General features: G+C 70.3%; 20 protein-coding genes. 11 read left to right on the top strand and 9 right to left on the bottom strand.

The genetic code is table 11. The annotated features are described in order from the left end of the window. Nucleotides 1-66: 66 nt before the first annotated feature. From L3Q67_RS29490 to L3Q67_RS29480, 3 genes are all read left to right on the top strand, one after another. Nucleotides 67-2,091, top strand: a complete 2,025-nt coding sequence (locus L3Q67_RS29490; protein ID WP_499184690.1) for a CocE/NonD family hydrolase — start codon at nt 67-69, stop codon at nt 2,089-2,091. A 79-nt stretch (nt 2,092-2,170) separates the two neighbouring features. Next, the gene (locus tag L3Q67_RS29485; RefSeq protein WP_209667781.1) at nt 2,171-2,431 is read left to right on the top strand and encodes a hypothetical protein; all 261 of its coding nucleotides are present in this window, start codon (nt 2,171-2,173) and stop codon (nt 2,429-2,431) included. Nucleotides 2,432-2,435: 4 nt separating this feature from the next. After that, the gene (locus tag L3Q67_RS29480) at nt 2,436-2,840 is read left to right on the top strand and encodes a DUF4383 domain-containing protein (protein ID WP_499184689.1); all 405 of its coding nucleotides are present in this window, start codon (nt 2,436-2,438) and stop codon (nt 2,838-2,840) included. Nucleotides 2,841-2,843: 3 nt separating this feature from the next. On the opposite strand, the gene L3Q67_RS29475 is transcribed toward L3Q67_RS29480, so the two are convergent. Beyond that, nucleotides 2,844-3,704, bottom strand: coding sequence for a Rossmann-fold NAD(P)-binding domain-containing protein (locus tag L3Q67_RS29475; protein WP_499184688.1), 861 nt, complete (start codon nt 3,702-3,704; stop codon nt 2,844-2,846). A gap of 41 nt (nt 3,705-3,745) precedes the next feature. On the opposite strand from L3Q67_RS29475, the gene L3Q67_RS29470 reads away from it, so the two are divergent. The 4 genes from L3Q67_RS29470 to L3Q67_RS29455 all read left to right on the top strand — a co-directional run bounded on the left by L3Q67_RS29470 (nt 3,746) and on the right by L3Q67_RS29455 (nt 6,619). Beyond that, nucleotides 3,746-4,354, top strand: coding sequence for a flavodoxin family protein (locus tag L3Q67_RS29470; RefSeq protein ID WP_499184687.1), 609 nt, complete (start codon nt 3,746-3,748; stop codon nt 4,352-4,354). A gap of 499 nt (nt 4,355-4,853) precedes the next feature. Beyond that, nucleotides 4,854-5,549: a hypothetical protein gene (locus L3Q67_RS29465; RefSeq protein ID WP_499184686.1), complete on the top strand. Its 696-nt coding sequence runs from the start codon at nt 4,854-4,856 to the stop codon at nt 5,547-5,549. Nucleotides 5,550-5,552: 3 nt separating this feature from the next. After that, a complete protein-coding gene (locus L3Q67_RS29460; protein ID WP_499184685.1) occupies nt 5,553-6,041 on the top strand; it encodes a hypothetical protein in 489 nt (162 codons plus the stop codon). A 146-nt stretch (nt 6,042-6,187) separates the two neighbouring features. After that, nucleotides 6,188-6,619 (top strand): hypothetical protein, encoded by a 432-nt coding sequence (locus L3Q67_RS29455; protein WP_499184684.1) that lies wholly within the window; start codon nt 6,188-6,190, stop codon nt 6,617-6,619. Here L3Q67_RS29455 and L3Q67_RS29450 read toward each other — a convergent pair. Together L3Q67_RS29450 and L3Q67_RS29445 are read right to left on the bottom strand one after the other, a co-directional pair. Next, a complete protein-coding gene (locus tag L3Q67_RS29450; RefSeq protein ID WP_499184683.1) occupies nt 6,603-7,082 on the bottom strand; it encodes an SRPBCC family protein in 480 nt (159 codons plus the stop codon). The genes L3Q67_RS29455 and L3Q67_RS29450 overlap by 17 nt on opposite strands. A 72-nt stretch (nt 7,083-7,154) precedes the next feature. Then, the gene (locus L3Q67_RS29445) at nt 7,155-8,633 is read right to left on the bottom strand and encodes a carotenoid oxygenase family protein (RefSeq protein ID WP_499184682.1); all 1,479 of its coding nucleotides are present in this window, start codon (nt 8,631-8,633) and stop codon (nt 7,155-7,157) included. An 81-nt stretch (nt 8,634-8,714) separates the two neighbouring features. On the opposite strand from L3Q67_RS29445, the gene L3Q67_RS29440 reads away from it, so the two are divergent. Further along, a complete protein-coding gene (locus tag L3Q67_RS29440) occupies nt 8,715-9,440 on the top strand; it encodes a TetR/AcrR family transcriptional regulator (RefSeq protein WP_499184681.1) in 726 nt (241 codons plus the stop codon). 6 nt (nt 9,441-9,446) lie between these two features. Here L3Q67_RS29440 and L3Q67_RS29435 read toward each other — a convergent pair whose 3' ends face one another. Together L3Q67_RS29435 and L3Q67_RS29430 are read right to left on the bottom strand one after the other, a co-directional pair. Then, nucleotides 9,447-9,578, bottom strand: coding sequence for a hypothetical protein (locus L3Q67_RS29435; RefSeq protein ID WP_395896970.1), 132 nt, complete (start codon nt 9,576-9,578; stop codon nt 9,447-9,449). Nucleotides 9,579-9,652: 74 nt separating this feature from the next. Further along, nucleotides 9,653-10,036 (bottom strand): DUF5313 family protein, encoded by a 384-nt coding sequence (locus L3Q67_RS29430; RefSeq protein WP_499184680.1) that lies wholly within the window; start codon nt 10,034-10,036, stop codon nt 9,653-9,655. Nucleotides 10,037-10,094: 58 nt separating this feature from the next. On the opposite strand from L3Q67_RS29430, the gene L3Q67_RS29425 reads away from it, so the two are divergent. From L3Q67_RS29425 to L3Q67_RS29415, 3 genes are all read left to right on the top strand, one after another. After that, complete coding sequence (locus L3Q67_RS29425) at nt 10,095-10,541, top strand: MarR family winged helix-turn-helix transcriptional regulator (RefSeq protein WP_499184679.1); 447 nt, start codon at nt 10,095-10,097, stop codon at nt 10,539-10,541. Nucleotides 10,542-10,601: 60 nt separating this feature from the next. Next, nucleotides 10,602-10,835 (top strand): hypothetical protein, encoded by a 234-nt coding sequence (locus L3Q67_RS29420; RefSeq protein ID WP_499184678.1) that lies wholly within the window; start codon nt 10,602-10,604, stop codon nt 10,833-10,835. A 213-nt stretch (nt 10,836-11,048) separates the two neighbouring features. Next, a complete protein-coding gene (locus tag L3Q67_RS29415; protein WP_499184677.1) occupies nt 11,049-11,453 on the top strand; it encodes a winged helix-turn-helix transcriptional regulator in 405 nt (134 codons plus the stop codon). Nucleotides 11,454-11,773: 320 nt separating this feature from the next. Here L3Q67_RS29415 and L3Q67_RS29410 read toward each other — a convergent pair whose 3' ends face one another. The 4 genes from L3Q67_RS29410 to L3Q67_RS29395 all read right to left on the bottom strand — a co-directional run bounded on the left by L3Q67_RS29410 (nt 11,774) and on the right by L3Q67_RS29395 (nt 16,038). Beyond that, entirely contained in the window at nt 11,774-13,063 is a 1,290-nt protein-coding gene (locus L3Q67_RS29410; protein ID WP_499184676.1) for a GGDEF domain-containing protein, read from the bottom strand. Nucleotides 13,064-13,073: 10 nt separating this feature from the next. Further along, entirely contained in the window at nt 13,074-14,357 is a 1,284-nt protein-coding gene (locus L3Q67_RS29405) for an MFS transporter (RefSeq protein WP_499184675.1), read from the bottom strand. A gap of 65 nt (nt 14,358-14,422) precedes the next feature. Next, nucleotides 14,423-15,643: an RNA polymerase sigma factor gene (locus L3Q67_RS29400; protein ID WP_499184674.1), complete on the bottom strand. Its 1,221-nt coding sequence runs from the start codon at nt 15,641-15,643 to the stop codon at nt 14,423-14,425. Then, on the bottom strand, nt 15,640-16,038 hold the full coding sequence (locus L3Q67_RS29395) for a YciI family protein (protein ID WP_499184673.1): 399 nt from the start codon (nt 16,036-16,038) through the stop codon (nt 15,640-15,642). Before L3Q67_RS29395 ends, L3Q67_RS29400 begins: the two co-directional genes overlap by 4 nt. Nucleotides 16,039-16,073 lie beyond the last annotated feature (35 nt).

Raw genomic sequence — 16,073 nt, 5'->3', positions numbered from 1 at the left:
TTACCCCGGCGGGCCGGATCAAACCCGTCCACTGCGCCGGGGCGGGCCCGGCGTTACCGTCGAGCAATGCGCACGGTGACACAACTACCGCAGCAGATCATCGAAGAGGAGAACGTCTGGATCCCGCTGCCGGACGGAACCCGCCTGGCCGCCCGCATCTGGCGCCCGGCCGATTCCGGCCAGCGGCCGGTGCCCGGGATCATGGAGTACATCCCGTACCGCAAACGGGACCTGACCGCCGGACGCGACGCCATCCACCACCCGTACCTGGCCGGGCACGGCTACGCGTGCGTGCGGGTGGACATCCGCGGCTCCGGCGAGTCCGACGGGGTGCTGGAAGACGAATACCTCGAACAGGAACAACGGGACGCCGAGGACGCGCTGGCCTGGATCGCCGAGCAGCCGTGGTGCACCGGCGACACCGGCATGATGGGCATCTCCTGGGGCGGCTTCGCCGCGTTGCAGGTGGCGGCGCGCAAACCGCCGAGCCTCAAGGCGATCGTCATCTCCTCGTTCACCGATGACCGCTACGGCGACGACATGCACTACATGGGCGGCTGCCTGCTCTCGGACAACCTGGGCGAGGCCTCCACCATGTTCGCCTACTCCACGCTGCCGCCCGACCCCGCGCTGGTCGGCGACCGGTGGCGCGACATGTGGCTGGAGCGGCTGTCCGGCAGTGGCCTGTGGATCGAGAAGTGGCTCTCCCACCAGCGGCGCGACGAATACTGGCGCCACGCGTCGGTCTGCGAGAACTACAGCGACATCCAGGTCCCGGTGCTGGCCTCGAGCGGCTGGGCCGACGGGTACTCCAACGGCGTCTTGCGGCTGATGCGCAACCTGGATGTGCCGCGCAAGGGCCTGATCGGCCCCTGGTCGCACAAGTACCCGCACCTCGGGCAGCCCGGGCCGGCCATCGGCTACCTGCAGGAGGTGGTCCGCTGGTGGGACCACTGGCTGGCGGGCAAGGACAACGACGTGATGGACGAGCCGATGCTCCGCGTGTGGATGCAGGACAGCGTGCCCCCGTCCACCGCCTACGAGAGCAGGCCCGGCCGGTGGGTCGGCGAACCCAGCTGGCCCTCGCCGCACGTCACGCCGTCGGTGCACTCGCTCGACGCGCACCGGATCGCCCGCCCCGGCGAAGTGGTCCCCGAGCAGGCGCTGGAGATCGAATCACCGCTGTCGGTCGGCCAGTTCTCCGGCAAGTGGGCCTCCTACAACGCGCCGCCGGACCTGCCGTACGACCAGCGCGAGGAGGACGGCGGCTCGCTGGTGTTCGAGACCGACCCGCTGACCGAGCGCTGCGAGATCCTCGGCGCGCCGACGGTCGAACTGGAGGTCGAGTCGAGCGAGCCGGTGGCGATGATCGCCGTCCGGCTGTCGGACGTCTACCCGGACGGGCGCGCCACCCGGGTCACCTACGGCCTGCTCAACCTGACCCACCGGGACGGGCACGAGCACCCCGAACCGCTGGAGCCGGGCCGCCGGTACCGCGTGTCGATCGAGCTGAACGGGGTGGCGCAGGCGTTCCCGCCGGGGCACCGCATCCGGTTGTCGCTGTCCACTTCGTACTGGCCGCTGGCCTGGCCGCCGCCGTCCCGCACCCGGCTCAAGATCTACACCGGGGAAAGCACGGTCCGGCTGCCGATCCGCCCGCTGGGCGAGCCGGACGAGGTGACGCTGCGCCCGTTCGACGAGCCGGAAGGCACCGCGCCGATGACCGTGACCCAGCTGCAGCCCGGCGAGCAGCGGTGGACGGTCAGCCGTGACCTGGTCGACTACGAATCGGCGCTGGAGATCGTCAAGGACAGCGGGGTCGACTACTTCGAGGACATCGACCTGCGGGTCGGCAGGCGCGCCTACGAGCGCTACAGCTCGCGCGCCGACGACTTCTCCTCCGCACGCGGGGAAACGGCGTGGACGATGACCTTCGCCCGCGGGGACTGGGAGGCGCGCACGGAGACCCACACCGTGCTGACCTGCACGCCGACCGAGTTCATCGTGCACGCCGAACTGGACGGCTACGAGAACGGCCACCGCGTGTTCTCCGAGAACTGGCACCGGGTCATCCCCCGCGACCAGGTGTGACCCGGGGCGCGACCGGGGTTTCGACGCAGGCGCAGCGGTTACCCCTTGGAGAGCACAAGCTTTTCGGGGAGTGAGGAAAATGCAGACACTCAAAGTGGTTTACCTCGGCGATTCCGCGGCTCTGCGGGAACTGTCCGAATGGGGTGATCGCCACGGTGTGCAGGCCGTGGAGAGTTCCGACGACGAAGCCGCCTGCGCGGTGGTCGACCAGACCGCGATGAGCGCGTCGACCCGGGCGCTCAAGCGCCTGCGGGAGCGGCACCTGCCCTGCCTGTCGGTCTCGCGGGGCTGGTGCTTCCTGGCCTCCGCGGTCGGCCGCGGCCTGAACCCGGTGGTGTGAGGCGATGAACGTGGCAAGGGTGCTGGCCCTGGTGGTCGGCCTGGTCTACCTCCTGCTCGGGGTGCTCGGCTTCACCATCGCCGAGCAACCCGGGCAGGTCGGCCCCGATGGCGTCAACATGGTCTGGATCTTCAGCGTGAGCGCGGTCCAGAACGTGCTGCACATCGTGATCGGGCTGCTGGGCCTGGCCGCGGCGGCCAAACCGGCCGGGGCGAAGATCTACGGCCTGGTGCTGTTCGTGGCGCTCACCGGGATGACCGTGTTCGGCGTGCTGGCGAGCAGTGCCGACACGCCCGGTGACGTGCTGAACGTCAACGCCGCGGGCAACTGGCTGCACGGGATCACCGCGCTGGCCGGACTCGCGATGTGGTTCCTGTCCAGCAGGACGCGCGTCACCGAGCGTGCCTGAGGCTCAGCCCGGGGTGGTCTCGCCGCCGAGCGGGGCGAGCACCTCCCCGGAGTAGTACGAGGACAGCCGGTTCGAGGCGAAGAACACGTAGGACGGCGCGATCTCGTCCGGCTGCGCCGCCCGTCCGAAGGGCACCTGCTGCCCGAACTCGGCGACCTTCTCCTCGTCGAAGGTCGCCGGGATCAACGGGGTCCACACCGGACCGGGGGCCACGCAGTTGATCCGGATGCCCTTGTCCGCCAGCGCCTGGGCCATGGAGTAGGTCCAGGCGTGGATGGCGCCCTTGGTGGCGGAGTAGTCGATGAGGGACTTGTTGCCCCGCAGGCCGTTGACCGACCCGGTGTTGATGATCGCGTCGCCTTCGCCCAGGTGCGGCAGCGCGGCGGCGGTCACCCGGAAGTAGCTGTGCATGTTCACGTCGAAGGTGCGCATCCACTGCTCTTCGGTCAGCTCTTCGGGTGAATCCACCGGCCACTGGGTGGCCACGTTGTTCACCAGGATGTTGAGCCCGCCCAGGGAGTCCACCGTCTGCTGGACCACCGCGGCGCACTGACGGCCGTCGGCCAGGTCACCGGGGAAGAGTTCGCAGCGGCGGCCTTCGGCGCGCACCAGTCCGGCGGTGTGCTCGGCGTCCTCGTGCTCGTCCAGGTAGGCGATGGCGACGTCCGCGCCCTCCTTGGCGAACGCCACCGCGACCGCCCGCCCGATGCCGGAGTCACCACCGGTGATCAGCGCGCGTTTGCCCGCGAGGAGGTCCCGGCCCTGGTAACCGGTCATCGAATCCTGCGGCTCGGGTCGCATGTCACCGGTGGTGCCGGGGGGTTCCTGTCGCTGGGGTGGCTGGTTCTTGTCGTTCTCGGTCATGCGGGGCGGTTACCCCGTGGTCGGCGGGGTAACCGGCCCGCATGACCGCGTTACGAGCAGTGGCACTGACTTGCAGCCTGAAGCCGTCGCCCGCCCCGTCCAGCACCGAACTGCTCGCCGGTCAGGTGCTCGACGAGCTGCGCGGGCACGGGGTCGAGTGCGAGTCCATCCGCGTGGTGGACCACGACGTGCGGCCGGGCGTGGAAAAGGACATGGGCGACGGCGACGCGTGGCCGTCCATCCGGGAAAAGGTGCTCGGCGCGGACATCCTGGTGATGGCGTCACCCACCTGGGTCGGGCACATGTCGAGCGTGGCGCAGCGGGTGCTGGAACGCCTGGACGCCGAACTGTCCGAAACGGACGACGAGGGCCGCCCGCTGATGTTCGGCAAGGTCGCGGTCACCGCCGTGGTCGGCAACGAGGACGGCGCGCACAAGATCACCGCCGACCTGTTCCAGGCGCTGAACGACACCGGCTTCACCATCCCCGCCCAGGGCGGCACGTACTGGAACGGCGAAGCCATGACGCCGGGCGACTACAACGACCTGGACAGCACCCCGGACGCCGTCGCCTCCACCAACGCCACCCTCGCCCGCAACGCCGCCCACCTGGCCACCCTCCTGAAGTCCACCCCCTACCCCGCCGAATAACCCCACGCCCCACCGTCCGTCCCGCCCGCCTGAGTGTGGAGTTCGCCCGCACGACCGTAGAACTCAGCTCCCCGAACGCAGGTTTCGCCTACCTGAGTGTGGAACTCGGCTTCCTGAACGCAGAACTCGTCCTCCGCGAACCCCACGTTCAAACACCCGAACCCCACACTCAGGCACGCGAGTTCCACGTTCAGGAAGCCGGACTCCACACTCAGGCACGCGAGTTCCACGTTCAGGAAGCCGGACTCCACACTCGGGCACGCGAGTTCCACGTTCGGGCAGCCGAATCCCGCACTCGGGTGGCGGAGGGCCACGCGCCGTCCGGCCGGTGTCGTTGAACATCGACGGGGTCCCGGGTGGGCGTGGCATCCGGCGGTGCGGGTACCGCCGGATGGCCCAAGATCGCGAAGGCCTTGTCCTGCAAGGGTTTTCGGTTCGCGGGTTCCGGGCATCCAGTGCTCAGCGGGGGTCAGCTCACCAAGAGCACGAGGAGAAACCAATGCCCACGTGGGTAGTTGTCCTGATCGTCATCGCCGCCGTCGTCGTCGCCGGCGCGGTGGTGTGGCTGGTCATGCAGGAAATACAGCGCAAGCGGCTGCAGCGGGAGTTCGGTCCCGAGTACGAGCGTGCGGTCGCCGACCACGACAATCCGCGGGCGGCGCAGCGGGAACTGGCCGCACGGGAGAAGCGGCACCACGAGCTCGACATCCGGCCGCTCTCCCCGCAGGCCAAGGAGCGTTACACCGCGCAGTGGGCGCAGATCCAGGCGCAGTTCGTCGACAGCCCGGCGCCGGCGGTGGCCGAAGCCGACCGGGTGCTCACCCAGCTGATGGCCGAGCGCGGGTACCCCACCGAGGGCTACGACCAGCAGCTGGCCGACCTGTCGGTGAAGCACTCGAAGACGCTCGACCACTACCGCCACGCACACGAGACCATGGTCGGTCACGAGCACGAGCAGAAGTCCACAGAGGACCTGCGCGACGCGATGGTGCGCTACCGCACCGTGTTCGAGGACCTGCTCGGCGATGACACGGCCGAGGACGGCCACCGGCACGGCGAAGCGAAGCACGACTCGAAGCACGATGCCCAGCACGACGACCGCAACGAGACGCGGACCGAGGCACGTGCCGATGATCGGATCGACGAGCGCCACGACACCGCCAACGAACGCCACGACGTACGGAACGGCAGGTAAGACATGGAACGCCACGAAAATCTGACCACCCAGGATCTGCTCCCCGACGAGCGGACCACCCACGAGTCCGATGTGGACAGGGCCGGGTCCGAACCGGACACCATCCCCGAGCAGGACGTCGCGCCCGAGCCGGACTTCACGCCCCACTCCACCGAACCGGCGGGCACGCTCGGCACCCCGGCCACCACCTCCCCCGGGACGGCCACCGACGACGAGCCGAACAACCAGCCGTTGTTCGCCGCCGACGAGGTCAACGGCTACCGGGACAACTGGCAGGCCATCCAGACCGCCTTCGTCGACGACCCGCAGCGCGCGGTCCGCGAAGCCGACGAGCTGGTGGCCCAGGTGATCCAGTCGCTGGCCGCGACCTTCGCCGCGCACAAGAGCGAGCTGGAAGGCCAGTGGAGCCGCGGTGACGAGGTGGCCACCGAGGACCTGCGACTGGCACTGCGCCAGTACCGGTCCTTCTTCAACCAGCTGCTGAGCACCTGACCGCTCGGCCGGTCGAGTGACGGAAAAGTGACTTTCCCGGTGGCTCCCCCGCCGGGAAAGTCACTTTCCTGTCACTGCCCGGGTCCGGCGCGGAAAACCTGCTAAGAATCGTGGGCCCCGTCCCCGAGGAAAGCCGGAGCACGCCGATGACCGTCCAGCCGAACCAGCACCAGCGCCTGCCGAAGACCCTGCGCCAGACCCGCATCGTGTTGTACATCCAGTCCCTGCTCAGCATCGTCATCGGCTTCTTCATCACGCTGCTGGTCGTCTCGCTGGACAACGGCAGCGACGACCTGACCGCCCCGCTGCTGCTGGGCGTGGCCGCCATCGTGCTCGCGCTGCCCCTGCTGATCTGCGCGATCAAGCTGCACCAGCGACTGCCCTGGGTCCGCACCCTCGCGCTGGTCTTCGAATGGATCACCGTGGCCAGCGGCGCGCTCGGCCTGGTGATGACGCTGGCGCAGGGCGGGGTGCCGTCCGGGATCCTGCAGCTGGTGCTCGGCGTCGTGGTGCTGCAGTCGCTGATGAAGGCCGAGGTGCGGGAGTGGTTCGCCGGGCGGGCTACGCTGCCTGAGTGACCGCTTCGGCGTGCGCCTTGACCGCGCGCAGCGTGTGCTCGATCGAGTGGGTGTTGAAGCCGGGCCGGTCGGCCCGGCCGGTCACCCGGGGCCCCAGTATCCGGCGGATGAACCAGTTGCCCACGCGGTACCAGTGCTCGGTGAGCAGGCAGCCGTCCCCGGCCGGGGCGAACTCGTAGGACCAGCGCGAAACCCGCACGCCGAACGGCGAGCGCACGTCGAAGGTGAAGCGGCGGCCGGGTTCGCAGGCGATCACCCGTACCCGTGTCCGCCACTCACGCCTGCCGTTGCGGTTCGTGCCGCGGAAGCGCGCTCCCGCCGCCGGTCCGGTCGCCGGGGCCACCCAGTGCCCACCGGCGTTCTCCGGGCTGAAGCGCCCCATGCCCGGCAGGTCGGTGACCAGCGCCCAGACCGCCTCGACCGGGGCGGCGATCTGCACGCTGCGCGAAATACTGGGCTCCACAACACAAAACGCTCCCAGTCGCGGCGGCGCGGGACAAGCCGCGCCGCCGGAGTCCGCAATTACGGAGAGCCCTCAGTCCGCCACCCAGCTGCCGTGGAAGCCGAGCGGCACCGGCTTCGGCAGGTGGACGCGGGCCAGGGGCTTCGCGGTGAAGTCCTGCGCCGCCAGGATCACCAGGTCCGAGGCGTTGCGGTCGGGGTTGTGCACGTAGGCCAGCGCGTACCCGTCGTCCTCGGCCTTGCTCCGCGCCGCGGGCACGAACACCGCCTCGCTCGCCGCCGCGCCCGGCCCGAACCGGTGCACCTCCGAACGCCCGCCACGCAGGTCGTGCTTGATCAGCGCGTTGCGGAAGGTGTTGGCCGGCTTGTCCAGGTAGGCGTCGAGCAGGTCCCCCGGTGAAGCCGCGTAACCGTAGCGGTGCCGCCGCGAGACGAGGTTCTCGTTGACCCGCGGGAACTCCTGGGGCCGGTCGTCGAGCACCTGCCGCCGCACCCGGCCGCCGGCCAGGTCGATGGTCCACCGCTCCAGCACCGGCGTCCCGGAGGCGAACGGGCCGCCGTGGCCCGGCTTGCCCGCCACCTCGAACGGCGCCGGCAGCGTGGTCAGGTCCACCACCACGGAGTGGCCGTGCTCGTAGGCGTTCAGGGTGTGCGAGTAGAACACCGGGTCCACGCCGAACCAGCGGACCGGGCCGCCCGACCGCTTCATCACCCCGACCCTGGCCTGGTGGTTGACGTTCCACTTGTAGGGCACCACCCTGCCCGGCTGCGGGTCGAAGGTGACCGGCACGTCGAACACCACCACGTAGCGCTCGGTCAGCGCGAAGTCGTGCATCATCGGGTTGTCGGCGACCGCGATGCGCGTGGTCCGCACCACCCGTCCGCTCCGGTCGACCACCAGGTGGCGCACGTGGTCCCAGGCCGGGTGGTAGGTCACCGCGTGCAGTTCGTCGGCGCGGGCGTCGAACTTGGTGTGCGCGGTGTAGGCGCCGTCGAGCGAACCGCCGAAGTCGTACGGGCCCAGCGTGTTCAGCTCGCCGTCGAGCTCGTACGGCGCCGGGCCGCTCTCCTGCAGCGCGAGGATGCGGCCGTGGTGGTTGATCACGTGCGTGTTCGGCGCGAAGTCCTCAGCGGGCGCCTGCCACGGGTACCGCTCCCCCAGTTTGGCCGCGACCCCCGACGAGCGCACCCAGCGGTTGCGGTACCACTCGGCCCGCCCGTCGCGCAGCCGGACGCCGTGCACCATGCCCTCGCCCAGCATCCAGTGGTGCGCACGCGGGTCCTCCAGGCCCAGCACGTTCGGCCCGGTCCGCAGGTAGCGCCCGTTCAGCTCACGCGGGATGCGGCCGGTGACCGGCAGATCGAACGCGGTCACCTCCTCCCGCACCGGCGCGAACGCCCCTTCGAGGAACGGGTGCCGCTCGGCCGTGCCGACCACCGCCTCCGTGTTCTCGGCGAACGCGGGCACCCCGCCCGCGTACGTGGCGGCCACCCCACCGGCGGCCAGCGCGGCCGCGCCCCGGAGCACGTTCCGCCTGTTCGGTTCCGTCATGACGATCCCCCTAGCGAACTGAAACTGTGTAAGACACTAACAGTTTATGCCTTTACCAGTTTCGAGTGCAAGGATGGGCCGGTGAACGAGGATCGGATGGAGTTGCTGCCCCCCGGCACCGCACTGGCCTGGGGACACACCGCGACCCCCCGGCGCGGGCCGAAACCGGCCTACAGCGTCGAGCAGATCGTCGAGGCCGCCGTCGCCCAGGCCGACGCCGAGGGCTTCGCGGCGCTGTCCATGCCCGCGATCGCCAAACGCCTCGGCATCACCGCGAACGCGCTCTACCGGTACCTGCGCTCGAAGGAGGAACTGCTGGTGCTGGCCGCCGAAGCCGGCTGGGGCCTCCCCCCGGAGCCGCTGACCGGCGACTGGCGCACCGCGGTGACGACCTGGGCCCACGCCCTGCTCGACCGCTGCCGCCTGCACCCGTGGCTGCTCGAAGTGCCGGTGCGCGGCGGCCCGACCACGCCGAACCTGCTGCGCTGGCTGGAGGTCTTCCTCGAAGCGATGGCGGACTCGGGGCTCAGCGACCGCGACGCGCTCGGCTGCGCGACGCTGGTCGACGGCTGGGCGCGCAGCACGGCCGCCCTGCTCCGCGACATCCGCGCGAGCGCGTCCGACGAGCAGCCCGTGGCGTTGAACGAGTTCCTGCAGCCACGGCTGCGCGAGCGCGGTTATCCGCGGGTGGCCGCGGTCCTCAGCGGGGACTACGGCGAGGACGGCATGCAGGACTCCGACGTGGAATTCGGCCTGGACCGCATCCTCGACGGCATCGAAGCGCTCGTCGCCCAGCGCCGCGCTTGACGGGGCTTACTTGTCCCCCGCCTGGACCCGCGGGTCGTCCGACCGCTCGGCTTCGCGACCGCCCTGTTCACCGGCCACCGAGTCGTAGATCGGCGTCGGCTCCTCGTCCGTCCCCTGCTTCCCCTCACGTACTGCCATGACCCCATTTTCCGGTACGCCCTCCGGCGGCGCAGGGACAATGGGTAAACACCCCCGAGTGAGGGAGTGCTAAGTCACTCGCGATAGCGGGCGAGGTAGCGCTGGGTGACCTCGGCGTTGGCGGCCTCCTTGGCCTCCGCGCGCAGGCGCTTGCCGGTCCCGCGCGGGTAGCCGTGCTTGGCCAGGCGGTGCTCCCCGCTCTCCTCGACGTAGGCGAAGGAGTAGAAGTAGCCCACCAGCGCCGCCATCAGCACCAGCGACAACCGCAGGCCCAGCGGCCCGGGCAGCAGCAGCCAGACCGACACGAGCGGCAGGATCAGCACCGTGCTGCGCGCGGCGTGCCGCAGGATCCAGGTCTTCGCCGTGACGTCGTGCAGCACCCACTCGCGATGGCGATCGGGCAGCCGCCCGCCGAGCGCGTACCAGAGCCACAGCACCGGGTTCGGTCGCTTCCGCATGCCAGTAGCGTACGCTAACAGTTAGTGCGTTAACCATTAGTGTGCCGGAGGAAACACCGTGGCCGAGCTCGACCTGGGACCGAACCCGCTCGCCCTGGAGCGGCAGGTCTGCTTCGCGTTGTCGATCGCGTCGAGATCGGTCATCGCGCTCTACCGCCCGCTGCTCGAGCCGCACGGGCTCACCCATCCCCAGTACCTGGTGCTGCTGGCGCTCTGGGACAGCTCCCCGCGCACGGTCAAGGACCTCGGGGCCACCCTGCGCCAGGATCCGGCCACGCTGTCGCCACTGCTCAAGAGGCTGGAGGGCATCGGCTACCTGACGCGGCGGCGGAACGAGGGCAACGAGCGCGAGCTGCTGGTCGAGCTGACCGACGCCGGACGGCGGCTGCGGGCCGAGGCGGAGAAGATCCCCTACCGGGTGGTCGAGCGGCTGGGCATGGAACTCGGGGAACTGGAGGAACTGCACGCGGTGCTGACCAAGGTCATCGCGGCGACGCGGGTTTAGCTTTCGGCCGACCGGGGAAACCCCTGCTGATTTGTGCCGTTCCACAGCGAGGTCCCCCCGATGACCGACCCGGATGCAGCCGAGCCCGAGCCCACCGTGGCGGGCGATTCGCTGGACGGGCTGCAGATGCGGATCGGTCAGTACGGCATCCAGATCGCCCGGCACGGCAGACGGCTGGACGAGCACGCGAAGGAACTCGACCGGCTCCAGGACGACCTGGCCACCCTGAGCAGGCAGATCGCCTCGGGGCTGAGCAGGCGGGCCGAGCTGTACCCGCGGGAATCCGGGCGCTGAGCGTCGAACGGCGGCCGGCCGGATGTCTGCGATCCCATCAGCCCCCCGAATGATGGGCACCCGGCCGCCGCCGTTCACCTCCCTGGATACCGGGCGCCGACCGGCTGAGGGGAAGGTAAGGCGCCCACTGAGGGAAGGCTCAGTGGGCCATTTGTCACCCGTTCGGTCGCACCGGGGCAGCGGCCGGAGCGGGCGATCGTGTTAGCTGGCGGCGTGGACAGCGCCGCCGAGTTCGACGTCTCGTACCAGGAGCGGCTCAACGACGCCGTCGCGGTGATCCGCGGCCGCTGGACCATCGCGGTGCTGGCCACGCTCGCCCTGCGGGAGACGCAGTACACCGATCTGCTGGCCACGATCAACGACAACGAACGCCGCTCCGACGGCGACGCCACCCGGCGGCCGCTGTCGGACCGCGTGCTGACCGACACCCTGCGCCGCGCCAGGGAGCACGACCTGATCGAGCGGCGCGCGGGCACCGGCAACTTCAGCTCGGTCTGGTACCGGCTGACGCCGAAGGGCCGCGCCCTGCTGCGCGCGGTACGGCCACTGCTGGAATGGGCACACGAATACAGCGAAGGCGGCGGCGACTCAGCCGCCCTGCGCAAACTGAACATCTGACCCCGGGTCCGCGCGCCCATGCCGTGAATGTGGCTTTCACGGCGCAGCCGATGTCACGAATGTGGCTTTCGTGACATCGCATGCCCCGAATGTGGCTTTCGGGGCGGATTCGGCCCCCAAAGCCACATTCGTGTCCAGTCCGATGCGCCGAGTGTGGGGTTCGGCTGCGGGAGTGTGGGACTCGGCTGCCTGAACGTGGGACTCGGGTGCCTGAACGTGGGACTCGGGTTCGGGCGAGTTCCACGTTCAGGCAGCCGAACTCCGCGTTCAGGAGGCTGAGTCCCACGTTGGTGCAGCTGAACTCCACACTCGGGCGGGGGTCAGGGCAGGCCGACGGAGAGGACCTTGTCCCGGCCCGCGCTCTTCGCGGCGAACAGGGCGTTGTCGGCGGCCAGCAGGACGTCTTCGACCGAGTCGCCCGCCTGCGGGCAGGCGGCGGCGCCGATCGAGACGGTCAGGCGCAGCCGGGCGGCCCGCTCCCCGACCACGGCCTCGTCCATGCGGTGCTCGCGGATGGCCACGCGGATGCGTTCGGCGACCTCGGCGGCGGCCTGCACGCCGGTCTCCGGCAGCAGCACCACGAACTCCTCGCCGCCGAACCGCCCGCACAGGTCGTACCGCCGGACCTCCCGCCGCATCAGGTCGGCGACCGCGCGCAGCACCTGGTCCCCGACCAGGTGCCCGAGTTCGTCGTTGACGTGCTTGAAGTGGTCCAGATCGACCATCAGCACGCTGATCCGGGTGCCGTTCCGCCGCGCCCGCTCGAATTCGGTGGCGGCGAGGCTGTGCCAGCTCGACGCGTTGAGCAGGCCGGTCTTGTGGTCGGTGGTGGCGGCGTACTCGAGCTGGCGCACCAGCACGCTCCGGTGCAGCACGTACAGCGGCGGCAGCACCAGCACCACCAGCCACGGCCGCCACAGCACCAGCGCCGCGACCAGCATCCCGACACAGAGAGTGGCCACTTCGAGGCTGTTCTCGCTCCACGCCCCCGCGAGCCGCCGCAGCGAGCGTTTACCCCGCGACAGGAAGATGACCATACCCACCAGTGCCGAATTCACCAGCCAGTAAACGGCGATGACGGCAATGATCGAAATCAAGCCTTCCGGGCGTTCGAAGCCGGAATTTCCACCGCCCGGTAAAACACTGGACAATGCGGCGACCGCGGTGCAAGACAAGATCACCACGCACGCGCTGAAAACCACGCGGAAGGCCTGCATTCCGGCGACCGCGCGCCAACTGCGCCACCACAGGTGCAGATAGAGCACCACGGTCACCGCGGCGGCTACCACCGGGGGCACGAGCAAGGCCGCGGCCATGGTCCAGACCGAGGTCATGTTGACGTGCGGGGCATCGGCGAACTGGCGGCGCATGCGCTCGACCCCGCGCGTGACCTCGGCGGACACCACGCCCAGCGCGATCAGGAGCGCGGCGCGGCCCAGATCGGCGGCCTCCGGCGCACCGGCGAACGGCCGGAAAACGCTGACCGCGAGGACCGCCAGCGCCACCAATTCCACGCCCAGCACATAGCCCAGCACCGGGCGCGGCAATGACCACACTTTCCAGTTTCCCGGCCTTTTGCCGGGTGCGGCAGCCACTGGCTGATCGGTCATCCGGTGCACCTCAAACCTTCATACTGAGTGCGCTTGCGTCCCGGCAGTCCATTCGCTGTGAGGAGGTCCCCGCCATGGGTAACAAAGACTGGTGAACCGTGAAATCGGAATCGGGCCCGCCGCCGCGCCGGGGGCGGGCCCACCCGATTCCGGCCGCGGCCGCGAGCACCGCGGCGAGCAGCCCGGCGGCGGCGATCACGCGGAACGGCCCGGCCGCGTCGGCGGCCAGTCCGGCCAGCAGCACGGCTACGCCCTGTGAGCAGTAGAGGACCGTCGCCAGCCGTCCCATCACCGTGCCGAGCCGGTGGTCCGGCACCGCGTCCACCACCATGGTCTGAGTCTGAACCAGATACGCCGTCGAGAAAACACCCGACGCCGCCCAGCACAGCATCGACAACGCCAGCCCCGGCACCAGGTCGCACACGAGCAGCGGAAGCCCCGCCGCCACGGCGAGCCCGGCCGCGATGCCCGGCGACGCCGGGATCCGGAACCGCGCCACCAGCCAGGCCCCGAGCACGCTGCCCAGCGGATCGGCGGCGAGCAGCAGGCCGACCCCGATCGCGGCGGCGCCGAGCCCGTCCGCGTAGGGCGCGGCGAGCCCCTCCGGCACCACGTAGAACCCCACCAGCGACACCAGCGCGTACAAGGTGACGAGCTTGCGGCGATCCGTCGTGCCCTCGTCCGCGGTCTCGCCCGAAGCCCGCGAAGCCGCGGGCCGGTGCCGGACACCGGTCCGGATCAGAATCGCGCTGACCAGGAAGGTGAGCGCGTTCAAGCCGAGCGCGAGGTGTGGTTCGAGCACCACCAGCAGCGCACCACCGCCGGCGAACCCAGCCAGTTGCGCGCTCTGTCCGGTTACCTGCCGCAACGCCAGCGCCTGCGCGTACCGCTCCCCCGGCACGACCTGCGGCAGCAGAGCCATCGACGCCGCCTTGAACGGTCCGGAGGCCACGCTGAGGAGTCCGACACAGGCCCACAGGACCGGCAGCGGCAGTCCCGGCACCGCCATCAGCAGCGCCAAGACGGCCCGCGCGCAGTCGGTCACCACCAGCACCGCGCGCCGGGGGAACCGGTCGGCCAGGCCGGAGAGCAGGAAGCCGCCGAGGATGGACGGCACGAACGTCAGCGCGTAGGTGAGCGCGGTCAGCGCGGCCGACGAGGTCCGGTCGAAGACCAGGACCGCCAGCGCGACCCTGGCGAGCTGGTCACCCGCCACCGAAAGGAGTTCGGCGAACCAGAGCGCCCGGAACTCCCGCACCCGCAGCGGCGCGGTGATGCCTCGGCGCTCCGCCATGCTCTCTGCCTCTCCGTACTCGCTTGACTACGATAACCGACAACAGAGCGGCGCTGTATTGGTCGTTATACATCCGTGGGGCGCCGCAACCGGGCGGCCTGCTTGGTCAGGTAGTCCCGCTCCGGCAGGCTGGTCGACCGCTTCGCCGCCGTCTCGTAGTGCTCGATCGCCGCTTCCAGTTCACCGGCCTTCTCCAGCAGGTGCGCGCGGACGGTGATCAGCCGGTGGTGCCCGGGCAGCCGTTCGTCCAGTTCGGCGAGCAGCTCGAGACCGGCGCGCGGCCCGTGGACCATGGCGACGGCGATCGCGCGGTTCAGCGACACCATCGGATTGCCGGACATCCGTTCCAGCAGGCCGTACAGCACGAGGATCTGCGGCCAGTCGGTCTCCTCGACCCGGCGCGCGTCGTCGTGCACCGCGGCGATCGCGGCCTGCAGCTGGTACTCCCCCACCGCACCCCGCGCCAGCGCCTCGGTGATCAGCCCGGTGCCCTCGTGGATCAGCGCGGCGTCCCAGAGCGTGCGGTCCTGCTCGTCGAGCGGGATCAGCTCACCGCGCGGCCCGGTACGGGCGGGCCGCCGGGCGTCGGTCAGCAGCATCAGCGCGAGCAGTCCGGCGACCTCACCGTCCTCGGGCAGTTGCGCGTGCATCGCCCTGGCCAGCCGGATCGCTTCGGTGGACAGCTCCACGCGGTGCAGCTCGCCGCCCGCGGTGCTGGTGTGGCCTTCGTTGAAGATCAGGTACAGCACGTGCAGGACCGCGCGCAGCCGCGGTTTCCACTCGTCGCCCGACGGCATGCGGAAGCTCGACCCGGCCTTCTTCACCGTCGCCTTCGCGCGGCTGATGCGCTGCGCCATGGTGGCTTCCGGGACCAGGAAGGCGACGGCGATCTCGGCCGTGGTCAGCCCGCCGACCGCGCGCAGGGTCAGCGCGATCGCCGAGGGCGCGGTCAGCGCGGGGTGCGCGCACAGGAACAGCAGGATCAGCGTGTCGTCACGGCCGGAGACCTCGGAAGCCGGGACCTCGCGCAGCACCGCGACTCCCTCGCGACGGCGGCGCGCCTGCTCGCTGCGCAGCTGGTCGAGCAGCTTGCGGGTGGCGGTCTGGATCAGCCACCCGCGCGGGTTGTCCGGCAGCCCCTCGGACGGCCAGTGCGCGGCCGCCGCGAGGAGCGCCTCTTGGACCGCGTCCTCGGCGGCTTCGAAGTCGCCGAACCGGCGGACGACCGCGCCGAGGGCCTGCGGCGCCAGTTCGCGCAGCAGGCCCTCGGCGACCGGTCCGCTCACAGCTCCTGCACCGGCGGGCCCATCACCTGGCGGATCTCGATCGGCTGCTTGATCGGGCGGCCGCCCGGCCCGGGGGCGGCGGAGGCCTTCGCGGCGATCTCGATCGCCCGCTCCTCGGAGTCGACGTCGATCAGCCAGTACCCGGCCAGGAACTCCTTCGACTCGGGGAACGGCCCGTCGGTGACCACCGGCGCGCCGCCGTCGGAGGTGACGATCTTCGCCAGCTCGGGCCCGGCGAGGCCCTGCGTGTCCACCACCTCGCCCCGGTCGGCGAGCTCGCGGCCGAGCTGGTGCTGGAACTCGATGTGGGCGTTGATCTCCTCGGGGGTCCAGGTGGTGATCGGGGGCACGCCTTCGATGTGGCTGTAGTTCATCAGCAGCAGGAACTTCGGCACGGTTGGCTCCTCGTCTCGTGCGCCCATCTTGGCGC

It is taken from the genome of Saccharothrix sp. AJ9571, assembly GCF_021725495.1.
GTDB classification, from domain to species: Bacteria; Actinomycetota; Actinomycetes; order Mycobacteriales; family Pseudonocardiaceae; genus Amycolatopsis; species Amycolatopsis magusensis.
Note: the sequence above shows the minus strand (reverse complement) of the source record. Positions and strands in the feature narration are given on the sequence as shown.